The organism is Nonomuraea sp. NPDC059023 (assembly GCF_042740095.1).
In the GTDB taxonomy this organism is placed as follows: domain Bacteria; phylum Actinomycetota; class Actinomycetes; order Streptosporangiales; family Streptosporangiaceae; genus Nonomuraea.
The window spans coordinates 139,880-156,831 of record NZ_JBHYIO010000015.1 but is presented as its reverse complement, the minus strand read 5'-3'; the positions used below and the strand labels follow the sequence as shown (position 1 = coordinate 156,831).

Below are 16,952 nucleotides of genomic sequence, written 5' to 3'. Positions count from 1 at the left end.
GGGGACGGTTAGTGGTAGGCAGATTTATTGCGAGGTGGCATATGTTGGAAATACCTGCTGACTTTCAGCGTCTCCTGCGTCCGCACCTGCCGTACGCCGATTCTGGCGCGTTCTCGGCCCGCGACGAGCTGGCCGGGCTCGGGCTCGACTCGATGGGCGTGGTGCAGCTGCTCGTCGACATCGAGAACGGCTACGCGGTCGCGCTGCCGGACGACATCCTGGACGAGGAGACGTTCGCCACGGTCGGCTCGCTATGGGAGGCGCTGGCCGTACATATCGGCTAGGGCGCGCCGGTCGACCTTCCCGTTGCCGTTCAGCGGCAGCTCGTCGAGCACGGTCACCGCGCGCGGCACCATGTAGCGCGGCAGGACCTGCGCGACGCCCCTGAGCAGGGTGGCGGTGTCGACGCCCGCGCCCGTGCAGGCGGCCTCCAGGACCAGCTCGCCGTCGGCGCCGGGCAGGGCCAGCACGACGGCCTCGCTCACGCCCGGCTGCCGGCGCAGCGCCGCCTCGATCTCGCCGAGCTCCACGCGATGTCCCGCGATCTTGACCTGCTGGTCCAGCCGCCCGTGGTGCACCAGCAGCCCGTCCTCCCAGGCCACCCGGTCGCCCGTGCGGTACCACTCGCCGGCGAAGCGGCCTTCGTCGTCGGCCGGGTCGAGGTAGCCGGGGAAGCGCTGCACGCCCTTCAGGCACAGCTCGCCGTCCATGACCGTGTGCTCCACGTGCGGGTACGGCACGCCGATCGGCACCGTCCCGTTGGCCGGCTCCGGCCAGTCGGCCCGCTCGGCGGGCAGGCGGTACTGGGTGCAGCTGATGGTCAGCTCGGTGGGCCCGTACAGGTTCTCCAGGACGCTGAACGGCGCGGCCACCCGCCACGCGTCGGCCTGCTGCAGCGTCAGCGGCTCCCCGCAGAACAGGCTCCAGCGCAGCGACGGCATCGCGTCGGTCCCCAGCCGGCGCAGCCGCGCCGCCACCGAGACCACCGACGGCACCGAGAACCAGTGCGTCAGTTCGTGCCTGGTCACGAACGTCACCGGCTTGAGCAGGTCGTACTTGAGCGGCACGACCAGCGTCGCCCCGCTGCCCCACGTGGCGAACATGTCGAAGACCGAAAGGTCGAAGGTCAGGTCGAAGGTCTGCGACACGCGGCAGCCGGGCCCCAGCTCGTAGCGCGGGATCACGTACGACAGGTAGGCGTCCAGGCTGCTGTGGCGCAGCGGCACGCCCTTGGGCACGCCGGTGGAGCCTGAGGTGAACAGGATGTAGGCGAGGCCGTCCGGATCCTGGGCGCCCGCGGGCGCGGCCCGTTCGGCGGGCGCGGGCGTGGCGAGCGCGAGGCCGGCGGAGCGCGCGATGGTCTCGTTGCGTGCCCGCGGCGCGGCCGGGTTCAGCGGCACGACCGTGCGCCCGAGCCGCTGGATCGCCAGGTAACCGGCATAGGCGAGCACCGTGCGGTCGGCGCGCAGCCCGACCCGGGGGGCGTCGCCGCGGATGTCGGCGGCGATCCGCCCGGCCAGCTCGTCGAGCTCGGCGTAGGTGAGCCGGTCGCCGGCCACCTCCAGCGCCACGGCGTCACCGTGGCGGGCGACGCTGTCGGCGAACCACTGGTACAGGGTCCGTGCCACGGCATAACTCCCGGAAGTGGCTTAGCGCGGCGGGCCGTCGGCCTCGCGCGGGAACAGGGACGGGTCGAGCTCCTTGCCGCTCCACAGCTCCTTGAGCCCGGTCTCCGGCTCGCTCGCGGCCAGCCGGACCCCGTGGCCCACGCCGCGCAGGATGTCGAGCATGCCGTCGGCGGGGACGACGTCCGGGTCGGCGAGCATGAGCAGCGAAGTTCTGCCGTGCTGCACCTGTACGCGGACGCGGAACGGCTGGCCGTACTGCTGGGCCAGCGGCGTCCACACCAGCTCGGCGGGGCTGTCGTCGGCCGGGTCGGCGATCCTGTCGTCGATCTGCAGGTAGTTGAACCAGCAGCGCAGCAGGTGGTTGAACCAGCAGCCGTGCTCGGGCCTGCCGTACTCGGCGGCCACCTCGGCCATGCGGTCGATGTCGTAGCTGCCGTGCCGGTAGGCCTTGGTGGCGGCCCAGTGCAGCCCGCGTACGTGCTCGGCGAGGGTGGCGCCCTGGTCGACGGGCAGGACGACCGGGACGAGCTGGTTGAGCGTGCCGACCGCCCGCTGGTTGCCGGCGGAGAACCGGTTGGACGCCATCAGGCTCATCGTGACCCGGTCGGCGCCGGTCTGCCGGGCGACGCCCGCCGCGACCAGCGCCATCACGACGGCGGGCGCGGTGACGCCGAGGCGCTTGGCTGCCGCGTGGGCCAGCCCGCCGATGCGCCGCGAGTGGAGCGTCGCCTCCAGGCGGTTGCGGTAGGCCCGCGAGGGCAGCGTGGGCAGCTCGTCCATGAGCCCGTCCTCCAGCACGCCGCGCCAGTGGCGCTCTGCGCCCGTCCGGCGGGCCGCCCACTCCTGCCCGCGCTGGCTCAGCGCCAGCGTGCGCGGGATCGGGCCCGGCTCGGCGGTGGCGCCCGGGTCCTCGATCAGCGCGCGGAACTGCGTCCGCAGGTGCTGCACCGACCAGGCGTCGAGGATCAGGTGGGAGATCGACAGCGCGAGGAACTTCGGCTCGCCCTTCACGCTGACCAGCAGGCCGCGCCAGTTGAGGTTCCCCTCCATGGGGAAGGGCCGCCCGATCAGCTCGGCCGCGGTGCGCTCCGCCTCCTGCTGGTCGCCGCCGTCGCGCTCGACGAACTCGATCGGCAGCGCCACCGTCTCGTGCACTCTCTGGTACGGCACGCCGTCGCGCACGTGGTAGGTGGTGCGCAGCGCCTCGTGCCGTTGGACCAGGGCGCGCAGCGCGCACGTCACCCGGTCGAGTGTCAGCCCGCGCAGGTCCCACATCGCCGGCAGGTTCGCCTCGTGGATCCAGTCGTGCGGGTGCCGCTCGATATCGCGCCAGCTGAACAACTGGCCGAAACTGAGTGCAGCTTCTACGGGCATGTTGCCATTCATTGCCCAGCCGTGCCCACACCGTCAACTGTGGCTGGGCGGCCAACAGTTGCGGTAACTACGTGCCACCGTCGCTCCATGTGCCTCAGCAAAGTCCGCGATTAGGGTCTTAATTACTGGCCAATAGTCGCGAATATTCAATACCCCGGCTTGAGGTGGCGCATTGATGGTTGGTGAGTCGAATCAGCTGGCTGGGATCGCCGTCGTCGGCATGTCCTGCAGGCTCCCTCAGGCTGCCGACCCGGCCCGGTTCTGGCACCTGCTGCGTGACGGAGTGGACGCGGTCACCCCGGCCCCCGAGGACCGGTGGCCGAACGCCGCCGGTTACCGCTTCGGCGGATTCCTGGAGGACGTCGAGGGTTTCGACGCCGCGTTCTTCGGGATCTCCCCGAACGAGGCCGCGGCCATGGACCCGCACCAGCGCCTTGTGCTGGAGCTGGCCTGGGAGGCCCTGGAGAACGCGCGGGTGCTGCCCGCGGAGCTGCGCGGCAGCGCGGCGGGCGTGTTCCTGGGCGCGATCTCCAACGACTTCGCGTCCCTGGGGGCCGGTGGCCGGCACGGCTACACCGGCGCCAACCGGGCGATGATCGCCAACCGGGTCTCCTACCTGCTCGGCCTGCGCGGCCCGAGCCTCACCCTGGACGCCGGCCAGTCCTCCTCGCTCGTGGCCGTCCAGATGGCGTGCGAGAGCCTGCGCCGCGGCGAGATCGGCCTGGCCGTCGCCGGCGGCGTCAACCTCAACCTCCTGGGCGAGACCACCAACGCCATCGGCGAGTTCGGCGCGCTGTCACCCGACGGCCGCTGCCACACCTTCGACGCGCGGGCCAACGGCTACGTACGCGGCGAGGGCGGCGGGCTCGTCGTGCTCAAGCCCCTCGCCGCGGCCATAACCGACCGGGACGTCATCCACGCGGTGATCCTGGGCGGCGCGGTCAACAACGACGGCGGCGGCGAGGGTTTGACCGTCCCCAGCAGCCGGGCGCAGGCCGAGGTCATCGAGTCGGCCTGCGCTCAGGCGGGGGTCGCGCCCGGTGCCGTGCAGTACGTGGAGCTCCACGGCACCGGGACCAAGGTCGGCGACCCGATCGAGGCCACCGCCCTCGGTTCCGTGTACGGCAAGGCCCGCCCGGCCACCGAGCCCCTGCTCGTCGGCTCGGTGAAGACCAACATCGGCCACCTGGAGGGCGCGGCGGGCATCGCCGGGCTGCTCAAGGTCGTGCTGAGCCTGAAGCACCGCGAGCTGCCCGCCAGCCTCCACTGCGAGACGCCCAACCCGGAGATCCCCTTCGACTCGCTGCGCCTGCGCGTCGTCTCCGAGACCCTCCCGTGGTCCGCGCGCCGCCTGGTCGCCGGCGTGAGCTCGTTCGGCATGGGCGGCACCAACTGCCACCTGCTCGTCACCGAGCCGCCGCGCCTCAGCATCGGCGGCTCCCGGCGCCCGCCCGTCCGCAAGGAGCCCGACGGCGGCGCCCCCTGGGTGTTGTCCGCCCGGTCCCCGGGCGCGCTGAAGAAGCTGGCCGAGCAGCTCGCCGAGGTCGAGGCCGACCCGGCGGACGTGGCGTGGAGCCTGGTGCGCAGCCGCGCCGCCTTCGAGCACCGCGCGGTGGTGCTCGGCACCGCCAAGCGGGAGGCGCTGCGGGCGCTGGCCGGCGGCCTGCCGCACGACGCGGCCGTCACCGGCTCCGGCGCCGGGCGCACCGCCTTCGTCTTCCCCGGCCAGGGCGCCCAGTGGCCGAGCATGGCCCGCGAGCTGCTGTCCAGCTCGCCCGCCTTCGCCGAGCGGGTCGCCGAGTGCGCGCTCGCGCTCGCCCCCTTCACCGACTACGACCTCATGGACGTGCTGCGCGAGAAGTCCGGCGCGCCCGGCCTCGACCGGGTGGACGTGGTCCAGCCCGCGCTGTGGGCCGTCATGACCGGCCTGGCCGCGCTCTGGCAGTCGTACGGCCTGCGTCCCGACCTGGTCATCGGACACTCCCAGGGCGAGATCGCCGCCGCCACCGCCGTCGGCGCCCTGTCCGCCCAGGACGGCGCCCGCGTCGTCGGGCTGCGCAGCAAGGCCATCGCCGGGATCGCCGGCAAGGGCGGCATGATGTCGCTGGCCGCGCCGCTCGGCGTGATCGAGAGCACGATGGCGCGCATCTCCCGCCACCTGGCCGTCGCCGCCGTCAACGGGCCCACGTCCTTCGTCGTCTCCGGCCCGCACGAGGCGCTCGCCGAGCTGAAGTCCCGGCTGCCCGAGTACCGCAGCCGGATCATCCCGGTCAACTACGCCTCCCACTCCGCCGAGGTCGAGCAGGTCCGCGACGAGGTCCTCGCCGCCCTCTCCCCGGTACGGCCCGCGTCCACGTGCACCACCTTCGTCTCCACGCTCACCGGCCGCCCCATCGACACCGCCGAGCTGGACGCCTCCTACTGGTACGCCAGCCTGCGACGGCCCGTCCGCTTCGGGCAGGCGGTCAGGGTCGCGCTGGAGCACGACGCCGGGGTGTTCGTGGAGTGCAGCCCGCACCCGGTGCTGGTGTCGGGGGTGAGCGAGACCGCCGAGGCCGCCGGGCGCGAGGTGGCCGCCGTCGGCACTCTGCGCCGCGACGACGGCGGGGCGGAGCGGGTCATGCGCTCGCTGGCCGAGGCCTACGCCGGGGGAGCCGAGGTCGACTGGGCCGGTCCATGCGGGGGCGGGCGGCTGGTGGACCTGCCGACCTACCCGTTCCAGCGGCGTCGTCACCGGCTGGCCGTACCGGCGGGAGGAGCCACGGCCGGACGGGCGGCGCTCAACGGCGGGACGTCTTCGCACACATCGGGCGACGCGAACGGCGCTCACCACGCGAACGGCGCTCACTCCGCGGACGGTGCTCCGCACGCCGACGGCGCTTCCCACGCGGACGGTGCTCCGCACGCCGACGGCGCTTCCCACGCGGACGGTGCTGGGGCTGCGGGCTTTACCGGGGACGTCCGGGAGCTGGTGCTGACCACGCTGGCCGGGCTGCTCGGGCACGAGGACGCGGCCGGGATCGAGCCCGCCAGGACGTTCAAGAACCTCGGCGTCGAGTCCGCCACCGCGCTGGACCTGCGCAACCGGCTGCGCGCGGCCACCGGGCTGCGGCTGCCGACAAGCCTGCTGTTCGACCACCCGACCCCGCAGAAGCTGATCGACCACCTGCGCGCGCTGCTGGCGCGGGAGGCGCCGCGGGCGGCCGTTCAGGAGCGGGCGCGCCTCGACGACGACCCGGTCGTGGTGGTCGGGATGGGCTGCCGGTATCCCGGTGGCGTGGCCTCGCCCGCCGACCTGTGGAAGCTGGTCAGCGACGGGACCGACGCGATCACCGAGTTCCCGGCGAACCGGGGCTGGGACATGGCGGCGCTGTTCGCCACCGGCCAGGACCGTTCGGGCACCAGCGACACCGGCCACGGCGGCTTCCTGCACGACGCCGACCGCTTCGACGCCGGCTTCTTCGGCATCAGCCCGCGCGAGGCCGCCGCCATGGACCCGCAGCAGCGGCTCCTGCTGGAGATCAGCTGGGAGGCGGTCGAGCGGGCCGGGATCGACCCGGCCGAGCTGCGTGACACGGCGACCGGGGTGTTCGTGGGCGCGATGGCGCCCGACTACGGTCCCCGGCTGCACCTGTCCGGCGGCGTCGCCGACGGCCACCTGCTCACCGGCACCGCGCTCAGCGTGGTCTCGGGGCGGATCGCGTACACGCTCGGCCTGCGCGGCCCGGCGCTCACCACGGACACGGCCTGCTCGTCGTCGCTGGTCTCGATCGTGCTCGCCACGCAGGCGCTGCGCCGCGGCGAGTGCACGATGGCGCTGGCCGGCGGGGTGACCGTGATGTCCACGCCCGGCATGTTCGTGGAGTTCAGCCGCCAGGGCGGGCTGGCCCGCGACGGCCGCTGCAAGGCCTTCTCCGCCGCCGCCGACGGTACCGGCTGGGCGGAGGGCGCCGGGATGCTCCTGCTGGAGCGCCTGTCCGACGCCCGCCGCAACGGCCACCCCGTGCTCGCCGTCATCAGGGGCGGCGCGGTCAACCAGGACGGCGCCAGCAACGGCCTCACCGCGCCCAGCGGGCTGGCCCAGCAGGCGGTCATGCGCCAGGCGCTGGCCGACGCCCGCCTCACCTCCGCCGACGTGGACGTCGTGGAGGCCCACGGCACCGGCACCACGCTCGGCGACCCGATCGAGGCCGAGTCCGTCATGTCGGTCTACGACGACGTGTGGCTCGGCTCGCTCAAGTCGAACCTCGGCCACACGCAGGCCGCCGCGGGAGTCGGCGGCGTCATCAAGATGGTGCAGGCGCTGGAGCACCGCGTGCTGCCGCGCACCCTGCACGCCGACGAGCCCAGCCCGCACGTGGACTGGTCGGCCGGGAACGTCAGGCTGCTGACCTCGCCCGTGGACCTGCCCGAGGGCCGCACGCTGCGGGCCGCGGTCTCCAGCTTCGGCATCAGCGGCACCAACGCCCACCTGATCATCGAACAAGCACCGCCCGCCGCCCCAGAGCACGCCCCCACCGTCCCAGAGCACGCGGCCATCGCCCCAGAGCCCGCGTCGGAACACGCTCAGGAGCAGCACGCCTCGGAGGTCGCGTCGCCGTCCGGGCAGGAGCTTCTGGCCTGGGTGGTGTCGGCCAGGTCCGAGAGCGCGCTGCGTGCCCAGGCGCTCCGGCTGCGCGAGGTCGCCGCCGAGGCGTCCGACCTGGCCGCCGCCGGACGGGCGCTGGCCAGGAAGTCCGGGTTCGCCTACCGCGCCGTCGTGGTCGCCCGCGAGCGCGGCGAACTGCTCGCCGCCCTGGACGCGCTGGCGGAAGGCGCCCCGCACGCCGCGCTCGTGACCGGTGTCGCGGACAGGGACGTCCAGCCGGTCTTCGTCTTCCCCGGCCAGGGCTCGCAGTGGGCCGGAATGGCCGTCGAACTGCTGGACTCCGACGAGGTCTTCCGCACCGAGCTGCGCCGCTGCGACGCGGCGCTCAGAGCGCACACCGGCTGGTCCGTCGAGGACGCGCTGCGCGCCGAGGGCAAGCTGGAGGGCTCCGACGTCATCCAGCCGGTGCTGTTCGCGGTGATGGTGGCGCTGGCGAAGGTGTGGCGTTCGCTGGGCGTCGAGCCGTCGGCGGTCGTCGGGCACTCGCAGGGCGAGATCATCGCCGCCTGCGTGGCCGGCGCCCTGTCGCTGGAGGACGCGGCCAAGGTCGTGGTCCTGCGCAGCCGGGCACTGATGCGGCTCGGGGACCGTGGCGGCATGATCGCCCTGCCGGTCCCGGCCGAGCGGGGGCGCGAGCTGATCGAGCCGTGGGCGGGTCGGCTTTGGCCGGCCGTACACAGTGGGCCGGAGAGTTGTGTGATCGGCGGGGACGCCGACGCGCTGGAGGAGTTCACCGCCGCGCACGGCGAGAGCCTGAACGCCCGGCGGGTCGCGATCGGCTACGCCGCCCACACCCCGCACATCGAGGCGCTGCGCGAGGAGATCCTCTCCGCGCTCGACGGCATCAGGCCGCGCGCCGGCGAGGTCGCCTTCTGCTCCTCCTACGCGGGCGGCCTGATGGATCACGCCGAGCTGACCGCCGAGTACTGGTACACGAGCCTGCGCAACCCCGTCCGTTTCCAGGAGGCGGTGGAGTCGTTCGCGGGGACGCCGCTGTTCGTCGAGACCAGCCCGCACCCGGTGCTGACCGGCCACGTCCAGGACACGCTCACCGCCGCGGGCCGCCCCGGCGGCGCCACCGGCACGCTGCGGCGCGGCGACGGCGGGCGCGCCCGCCTGCTCACCGCGCTGGCCCAGGCCCACGTCCTCGGCGCCCCCGTCGACTGGCCCGCCGCCCTGGGCACCGGCCCCCTCGCCGAGCTGCCCACCTATCCCTTCGAGCGGCAGCGCTACTGGCTCGACGGTACGGCCGGCGGCACCGACGTCTCCGCCACCGGCCTGGACGCCGCCCGCCACCCGCTGCTCGGCGCGGCCGTCCCGCTGGCCGCCGGCGACGGGCACCTGCTGACCGGCAGGCTCTCGCTCGCCGCCACCCCGTGGCTGGCCGACCACGCCGTGGACGGCACGGTCCTGCTGCCCGGCACCGCGTTCGTGGAGCTGGCCCTGGAGGCCGCCGCCACCGTGGGCGCCGTGACCGTCGAGGACCTGACGCTGGAGGCTCCGCTGCGCCTGGCCGCCACGGAGGCGGTCCAGATCCAGCTGACCGTCGGCGCCTCCGACGAGGGCGGCCACCGCGACCTGTCCGTCCACGCCCGCCCGGCGGGCGACCCCGACGCCCCGTGGACCCGCCACGCGACCGGCACACTGTCGGACAACACGCCCACCACAGCCGCCACGCCCCTCGCGGGCGAGCCGCTGACCGTCTGGCCGCCGGCCGACGCCACGGGTGTGGACCTGGGCGACGCCTACGAGCGCCTGGCCGAGCGCGGCTACGGCTACGGCCCCGCCTTCCAGGGCCTTCGCGCCGCCTGGCGCGCGGGCGCGGACGCCTACGTCGAGGTGGACCTGCCCGAGCACGCCGGCGAGGGCGCCGACCGGTTCACCCTGCACCCCGCTCTGCTCGACGCCGCGCTCCACCTGCTGGTGCTCGACGCCGCGGGCGAGCCGGGCACGCTGCTGCTGCCGTTCGCGTGGAGCGGCGTGCACGCGAGCACCGGCGGCGCGCGCACCCTCCGCGTACGGCTGGCCCCTCAAGGCCAGGACCGCCACGCCCTGACCGTGTACGACGTGTCCGGCGCCCCGATCGCCACAGCCGAGCTGACCCTGCGCGCGGTCCCGCGCACCGGGGCCGCCCCGTCCGCCGAGACCTACGGCGTCGACTGGAGCGACCTGCCCGAGCCCGAGCGCGGCGACGCCACCTGGGCCACGGTCGGCTACGACGCCTTCGCCGACGAGGCCGGCGGGCAGCGCTACTACGACCTGGCCTCGCTGGCCGACATGAGCGTGGACGCGCCGCCGGTGGTGCTCGTCCCGTTCGAGCCGGACGCCGATGACCTGCCCTACTCCGTGCACGACGCCCTCTACCAGGCCCTCGACCTCGTGCAGGGCTGGGTGGGCGACGAGCGGTTCTGGCAGTCCCGGATGGTCTTCGTGACCAGGGGACCCGCGGTCGTCACCGGCCCCCTGTGGGGACTGGTGCGCTCCGCCCAGGCCGAGCACCCCGGCCGCTTCGCGCTGGCCGACGTGGACGCGGGCTTCACCGACTGGGAACTGCTGGCCGCCACCGACGAGCCCCAGTTGCGGGCCCGCGGCGGCAGCCTTCAGGTTCCCCGCCTGACCCGACGGACCGGGGGTCCGGCGGGCGCGACGCCGGCGAGCCCGAGCACGGCGGACCCGGGCTCGCCGGCCCCCGCTCCCGATCTGGTTCTCGCGAGCACCCTGGCCGGGGGGACCGTGCTGGTCACCGGCGGCACCGGGGCGCTGGGCGGGCTGGTGGCCGAGCGGCTGGCCGCGCGGCACGGCGTGCGCGACCTGGTGCTCGTCTCCAGAAGCGGCGCGAGCGCGCCCGGCGCGGCCGAGCTGACCGGGCGGCTGGAGTCGCTGGGCGCCCGCGTCACGATCGCCGCGTGCGACGTCTCCGACCGGGACGCCCTGGGCAGGCTGGTCGCCGGGATTCCCGAGCTGGCCGGGATCGTGCACACGGCCGCGGTGCTGGACGACGCGACGGTCACCGGACTGTCGGCCACGCAGCTCGACACCGTGCTGGCGCCCAAGGCGGACGCCGCGTGGCGGCTGCATGAGCTGGCCGGGGACCGTCCGCTGGTCCTGTTCTCCTCGGTGGCCGGTGTGATCGGCACCGCGGGGCAGGCCGGCTACGCCGCCGCCAACGCCTTCCTCGACGCCCTCGCCGAGCACCGCCACGCCCTGGGATTGCCCGCGGTGTCGGTGGCCTGGGGCGCGTGGGAGACCGGGATGGCCGGTGAGCTGTCCGGCGCCGACGTCGCGCGGATGTCACGCACCGGTGTCGCCACCCTCACCGCCGAGCAGGGCCTCGACCTCTTCGACGCCGTCCTGACCGCGCCGGCCGCCGAGGCCGTGGTCGTGGCGGCCCGGTGGGACGCCGCGGCGCTGCGGCAGCGGGCCGAGGCGGGGGAGCTCGCCTCGATCCTGCGCGGGCTGGTGCGCGCGCCCCGCCGTACCGCGGAGAAGGGAAGTTCCGCGAGGAACGGCACGGCGTCAGCGGCCGGGCCGGTGGCGCTGGTCGAGCGGCTGGCCGTCATGGCCGAGCCGGACGCGCGCAACCACCTGACCGGCCTGGTCCGCTCGCACGTGGCGGCGGTGCTCGGGCACGGCGGCGCCGACCGCGTCGGCGTGGACAAGTCGTTCAACGAACTGGGCTTCGACTCGCTCACCGCGGTCGAGCTGCGCAACCGGCTCAACGCCGACACCGGGCTGCGGCTGCCGGCGACGCTCGTCTTCGATCACCCGACGGTCAGCGCGCTGGCCGAGCACCTGTTCCAGTCCCTGGCTCCGCAGACGCCCTCGCCCGAGGACACGCTGCGCGGCGCGGTGGAGAAGGTCGAGTCGATGCTGCTGGCGGCCAACGGGGAGGGCGAGGGGATCAAGGGACGGCTGGTGGCCATCCTGCAGAGCGCCCTCACCCGGTTCGGCAGCAGTGGCACCGCGGCGAACGGCGCCGCCGAGAAGATCGTTTCGGCCTCCGACGAGGAGATCTTCGCCTTGATCGACAACCGGAGCATGGCGGAAGGACCCGATCATGGCAACTGAGGAAAAGCTCCGCGATTACCTTAAGCGGGCCACGGTCGAACTCGCCGAGACCAGGCAGCGCCTGGCGGACGCGCAGGCGCGCAGCCACGAGCCGATAGCGATCGTGGGCATGGCCTGCCGCTATCCGGGCGGGGTGTCCAGCCCGGAGGAACTGTGGGAGCTGGTCAGGTCCGGTGTGGACGCGATCAGCGAGTTCCCCGCCGACCGGGGCTGGGACGAGGACGTCTACGACCCGGACCCGGAGGCTCCCGGCAAGTCGTACACCAGGCACGGCGGCTTCGTGCACGACGTGGCGAGCTTCGACGCCGGCTTCTTCGGGATCAGCCCGCGCAACGCGCTGGCCACGGACCCGCAGCAGCGGTTGTTCCTGGAGGCGTCGTGGGAGGCGTTCGAGCGGGCCGGGATCGACCCGGCGACGCTGCGCGGCAGCCGTACCGGGGTCTACGCGGGGTGCATGTACAACGACTACTCGGTCAGGTTCACCCACGGCGCGATCCCGCAGTCGGTCGAGGGCCTGCTGCTGACCTCCAGCACGCCGAGCGTGCTGTCGGGGCGGGTGTCCTACACGTTCGGGCTTGAGGGCCCGTCGATCTCGGTGGACACCGCCTGCTCCTCCTCGCTGGTGGCCGTCCACCTCGCGGTACGCGCGCTGCGCGACGGCGAGTGCGGGTTGGCGCTGGCCGGTGGCGTGACGGTGCTGGTGCCGCCGGACACGTTCGTGGAGTTCTCGAAGCAGCGGGGGCTGTCGCCCGACGGGCGGTGCAAGTCGTTCTCCTCGACCGCCGACGGGGTGGCGTGGGGCGAGGGTGCCGGGGTGCTGCTGCTGGAGCGCCTGTCGGACGCGCGCCGCAACGGCCGGCCGATCCTCGCGGTCATCCGCGGCACGGCGGTCAACCAGGACGGCGCCAGCAACGGCATGACCGCCCCGAGCGGGCCCGCCCAGGAACGCGTGATCGCGCAGGCGTTGTCCGACGCCAGGCTGACCACGGCGGACGTGGACGTGGTCGAGGCGCACGGGACCGGCACCAAGCTGGGCGACCCGATCGAAGCACAGGCCATTTTGTCAACATATGGACGTAATCGTGCGGCGGATCAGCCTCTGTGGCTCGGCTCCGTGAAGTCGAACATCGGACACGCCCAGGCCGCCGCCGGAGTCGCCGGCGTGATCAAGACCGTGATGGCGCTGCGCAACCGCGTCATGCCGCCCACCCTGCACGTGGCCGAGCCGACCCCGCACGTGGACTGGTCGGCGGGCGCGGTCAACCTGCTCACCGAGGCCCGCGAGTGGGCGCCGCACGACAAGCGGCCCCGCCGCGCGGGCGTCTCGGCCTTCGGCATCAGCGGCACGAACGCCCACGCCGTCCTGGAGGAGTACGACCAGGAGCCCGTCCCCGCCACCGGCCAGACCGGTCAGGGCCCGATGGTCTGGGCGCTCAGCGCGCAGACGGCCACGTCGCTGCGCGGGCAGGCCGCCCGGCTGCGTGACTTCGTGCTCGACAGGCCGGAGACCGGCGCCCGGGACGTGGCCCACTCGCTGGTCACGCGCCGCGCCGCCTTCACGCACCGCGTCGCCGTACTCGGGAATGACCGTGAGGCGCTGCTGGCCGGGCTCGGCGGGCACCTGCGCGGCGAGGCCCCGGCCGAGGTCGTGGAGGGTCAGGCCAAGGAGCACCTCAAGCTGGCCTACCTGTTCACCGGCCAGGGCGGCCAGCGGCACGGGATGGGCCGCGAGTTGTACGCCGCCTTCCCCGCCTTCGCCAAGGCGCTCGACGAGGTCTGCGCCGAGCTGGACCGTCACCTCGACCGCCCGCTGCGCGAGGTGATGTGGGCCGAGCCCGGCACCCCCGAGGCCAAGCTGCTCAACGAGACCTCCTACACGCAGCCCGCGCTGTTCGCCTTCGAGGTGGCCGCCTTCCGGCTGCTGGAGTCGCTCGGCGTGCACCCCGGCATCGTCGCGGGCCACTCGGTGGGCGAGTTCGCCGCCGCCTACGCAGCGGGCGTCTGGTCGCTGCCCGACGCCGCCCGGCTGATCACCGCCCGTGGCCGCCTCATGCAGGCACTCGACGCCCCGGGCGCGATGGTCGCGATCGAGGCCACGGCCAAGGAGATCGCCTCGTCGCTGGCCGGGCAGGAGCACCTGATCGGCGTCGCCGCCGTCAACGGGCCCAAGAGCGTGGTCGTCTCCGGCGAGGTCGCGGCCTGCCTCGCGGTCGCCGAGCACTGGGCGGACCTGGGCCGGCGCATCCACCGCCTCGCCGTCAGCCACGCCTTCCACTCGCCGCTCATGGAGCCGATGCTGGCCCCCTTCGCCGCCGTGCTGGAGGACGTCGAGTTCGCCGAGCCGAAGCTGGAGTTCGCCACCAACCTCAACGGCGGCTCGTGGGCCGATCGCGAGTACTGGCTGGCCCAGATCCGCCGCGCGGTCCAGTTCCAGGCCATGATCGAGCGGCTGGACTCGCTCGGCGCCGACGCCTACCTGGAGATCGGCCCGCAGGCCGTGCTCGCCGGGATGGCCCACGACTGCCTGGACGGCCGCGAGGCCGCCGTCCTGACGCTCAGCCGCCGCAAGCGCCCGGAGGCCGACGCCCTCGTCACCTGCCTCGCGCAGGCCTGGGTGATCGGCGCCCGCGTCGAGTGGCCCGCGCTGACCGGCTCCGGCGCCCCGGTCGACCTGCCCACCTACGCCTTCGACCGTGAGCGCTTCTGGCTCGACCCGCCCGCCCGCGTCGCCGACCTGTCCGCGACCGGCCTGCGCGAGGTCACCCACCCGCTGCTGAGCGCCGCGCTCGACGTGGCCGGCGACGGCGTGAGCGTGCTCACCGGCCGCCTCTCGCTGTCCGGCTCGCCCTGGCTGGCCGACCACGCCGTCAACGGCGCCGCCGTACTGCCCGGCGCGGCCTTCGCCGACCTGCTGCTGGAAGCCGGCGGCCAGATCGAGGAGCTGGTCTTCGAGGCGCCGCTCCTGCTCACCGAGCGCGGCGGCGTGACCGTCCAGGTCGTCGCCGACGCCCCAGACGACCAGGGTGTACGGCAGGCCCGCGTCCACTCCCGCCCCGCGGCCGACCCCGATGCCACCTGGACCCGCCACGTCCGCGCCACCCTGTCACCGGAGCCCGCGGCCCCCGCCGCCTGCGACTGGGCGGCGACCTGGCCCCCGCCGGGCGCCGAGCCGGTCGAGGTGACCTACGGCCCGCTGGCCGACGCCGGCTACGAGTACGGGCCCGCCTTCCAGGGCGTGCGCGCGCTGTGGCGCTCGGGCGAGGAACTGTTCGCCGACGTGGCCGTGGGCGAGCTCGACGTGACCGGCCACTGGATTCACCCGGCGCTGTTCGACGCGATGTTCCACGTGCTGCTGATCGGCGCGCCCTCGGCGGAGCTGCGGCTGCCGTTCGAGTTCCGCGGCGTACGGCTGGTGAGCCCGGGAGCGACGGCGCTGCGGGTGCGGCTGCTGCGCGACGGCCAGGACGGCTGCTCGATCGAGGCGGCCGACGCCGCCGGCCGGCGGGTGTTCGTGCTGGAGTCCGCGCGCGTCCGCGCGGTGGCCGCGGGCGCGCTCGGCGGCCACTCGGCCGGTCCCGCGCCCTACGGCCTGGACTGGGTGGAGGTCGCGCCGGCGGGCGAGCCGGTCGGCGCGTTCACGGTGGTGCCGCTGGCCGAGGGCACGCCGCGCGAGCTGACCACCCGGGCGCTGGCCGCGATGGCCGGGGAAGAGCGCCTGGTGGTCTTCGCGCCGCGCGGCCTGGACGCCGCGGTGGTCCGGGGCCTGGTGCGGACGGCGCAGACCGAGCAACCGGGCCGGTTCGTCCTGGCCGACGTGCCGGACGGCTTCGCCGACTGGGAGCGGGTGCTGGCGACCGGCGAGCCGCAGGTGCGGGTGTCGGACGGCAAGGTGCTGGCCCCCCGCCTGGCGCGCAGGACCGTCGAAGGGCCGGTCACGCTCGGCTCCGGCACGGTCCTGGTCACCGGCGGGACCGGCGACCTGGGCGGCCTGATCTCCCGTCACCTTGTCGAGCGGCACGGGGTGCGCGACCTGGTGCTCCTGTCCCGGCGCGGTCCCGCCGCACCGGGGGCGGCGGAGCTGCGGACGGCGCTCGAAGAGCTGGGCGCCAAGGTCGAGGTGCTCGCCTGCGATGTGGCCGACCGGCGGGCGCTGGCCGCGGTCGTGGACGGGATCGCGGATCTGACCGGTGTCGTGCACACGGCCGGGATTCTCGACGACGCCACGATCGAGGGGCTGACGCCGGAGCGGATCGACCGGGTCTTCGCCCCCAAGCTGGACGCGGCCTGGCACCTGCACGAGCTGACCAAGGACCGCGACCTCAAGGCCTTCGTGCTCTTCTCCTCCCTGGCCGGCATCCTCGGCAACGCCGGACAGGGCAACTACGCCGCCGCCAACACCTACCTCGACGCGCTGGCCGAGCAGCGCACCGCCGAAGGACTGCGCGCCGTCTCCATCGCCTGGGGGCTCTGGGACGGCGGCATGGGCGGCGAGCTCACCGACCTGGAGATCGCCAGGCTCGCCCGCGCCGGTGTCGCCCCGCTCGGGGTCGAGCACGGGCTGGCCCTGTTCGACGCCGCGCTGGCCGGGGACGAGCCGGTGGTCGTGGCGGCCCGCTGGGACATGGTCGGGCTGCGCGCCAGGGCTGAGGACGGCAGCCTGCCGCCCCTGTTCAGGGGGATGGTGCGGGCGCCGCGCCGTACCTCGTCGCAGAAGAAGGGGACCGGGCGGCTCACCGAGCGGCTCGCGGCGCTGACGGAGTCCGAGGCCATGCGGCTGCTCACCACGACGGTCCGCGGCCACGTGGCCGCGGTGCTCGCCCACGCCAGCGCCGACCACATCGACGTGGACAGCGCGTTCAACCAGCTCGGGTTCGACTCGCTCACCGCGGTCGAGCTGCAGAACCGGCTCAACGCCGAGACCGGCCTGCGGCTGCCCGCGACGCTCGTCTTCGACCACCCGACGGTCTCGGCGCTGGCCAAGTACCTGCACGAGAGCCTGGCACCCGCCACGCCGTCGCCCGAGGACCTGCTGCGCGGGGTCCTGGAACGGGTCGGCTCCATGATCACCACCGCCAAGGACAACGGCGAGGACATCCGCGGCCGCCTGGTCGCCGTTCTGCAGAGCGGCCTGACCAGGTTCGGGGGCACCGCGAGCAATGACGACGAGGGCGTCGACATCGACACCGCCTCCGATGAGGAGATCTTCGCACTCATCGACAAGGAACTGTGAACCA

The 16,952-nt window shown here is 74.2% G+C and carries 5 protein-coding genes; 3 read left to right on the top strand and 2 right to left on the bottom strand.

Annotation, left to right across the window (positions count from 1 at the left end; all coding sequences use genetic code 11):
• Positions 1–41 precede the first annotated feature (41 nt).
• Positions 42–284, top strand: coding sequence for a phosphopantetheine-binding protein (locus ACFWYW_RS25600; RefSeq protein ID WP_184971190.1), 243 nt, complete (start codon positions 42–44; stop codon positions 282–284).
• On the opposite strand, the gene ACFWYW_RS25595 is transcribed toward ACFWYW_RS25600, so the two are convergent.
• Both ACFWYW_RS25595 and ACFWYW_RS25590 read right to left on the bottom strand, forming a co-directional pair.
• Complete coding sequence (locus ACFWYW_RS25595; RefSeq protein WP_379611831.1) at positions 252–1,628, bottom strand: AMP-binding protein; 1,377 nt, start codon at positions 1,626–1,628, stop codon at positions 252–254. The genes ACFWYW_RS25600 and ACFWYW_RS25595 overlap by 33 nt on opposite strands.
• A gap of 21 nt (positions 1,629–1,649) precedes the next feature.
• Positions 1,650–3,002 carry a condensation domain-containing protein gene (locus tag ACFWYW_RS25590; protein WP_379611830.1) on the bottom strand — a complete coding sequence of 451 codons (1,353 nt, stop codon included), beginning with the start codon at positions 3,000–3,002 and terminating at the stop codon, positions 1,650–1,652.
• Positions 3,003–3,177: 175 nt separating this feature from the next.
• Here ACFWYW_RS25590 and ACFWYW_RS25585 point away from each other — a divergent pair, with 175 nt between their 5' ends.
• Both ACFWYW_RS25585 and ACFWYW_RS25580 read left to right on the top strand, forming a co-directional pair.
• The gene (locus ACFWYW_RS25585; protein ID WP_379611829.1) at positions 3,178–11,718 is read left to right on the top strand and encodes an SDR family NAD(P)-dependent oxidoreductase; all 8,541 of its coding nucleotides are present in this window, start codon (positions 3,178–3,180) and stop codon (positions 11,716–11,718) included.
• A complete protein-coding gene (locus tag ACFWYW_RS25580) occupies positions 11,708–16,948 on the top strand; it encodes a type I polyketide synthase (protein ID WP_379611828.1) in 5,241 nt (1,746 codons plus the stop codon). Before ACFWYW_RS25585 ends, ACFWYW_RS25580 begins: the two co-directional genes overlap by 11 nt.
• Positions 16,949–16,952 lie beyond the last annotated feature (4 nt).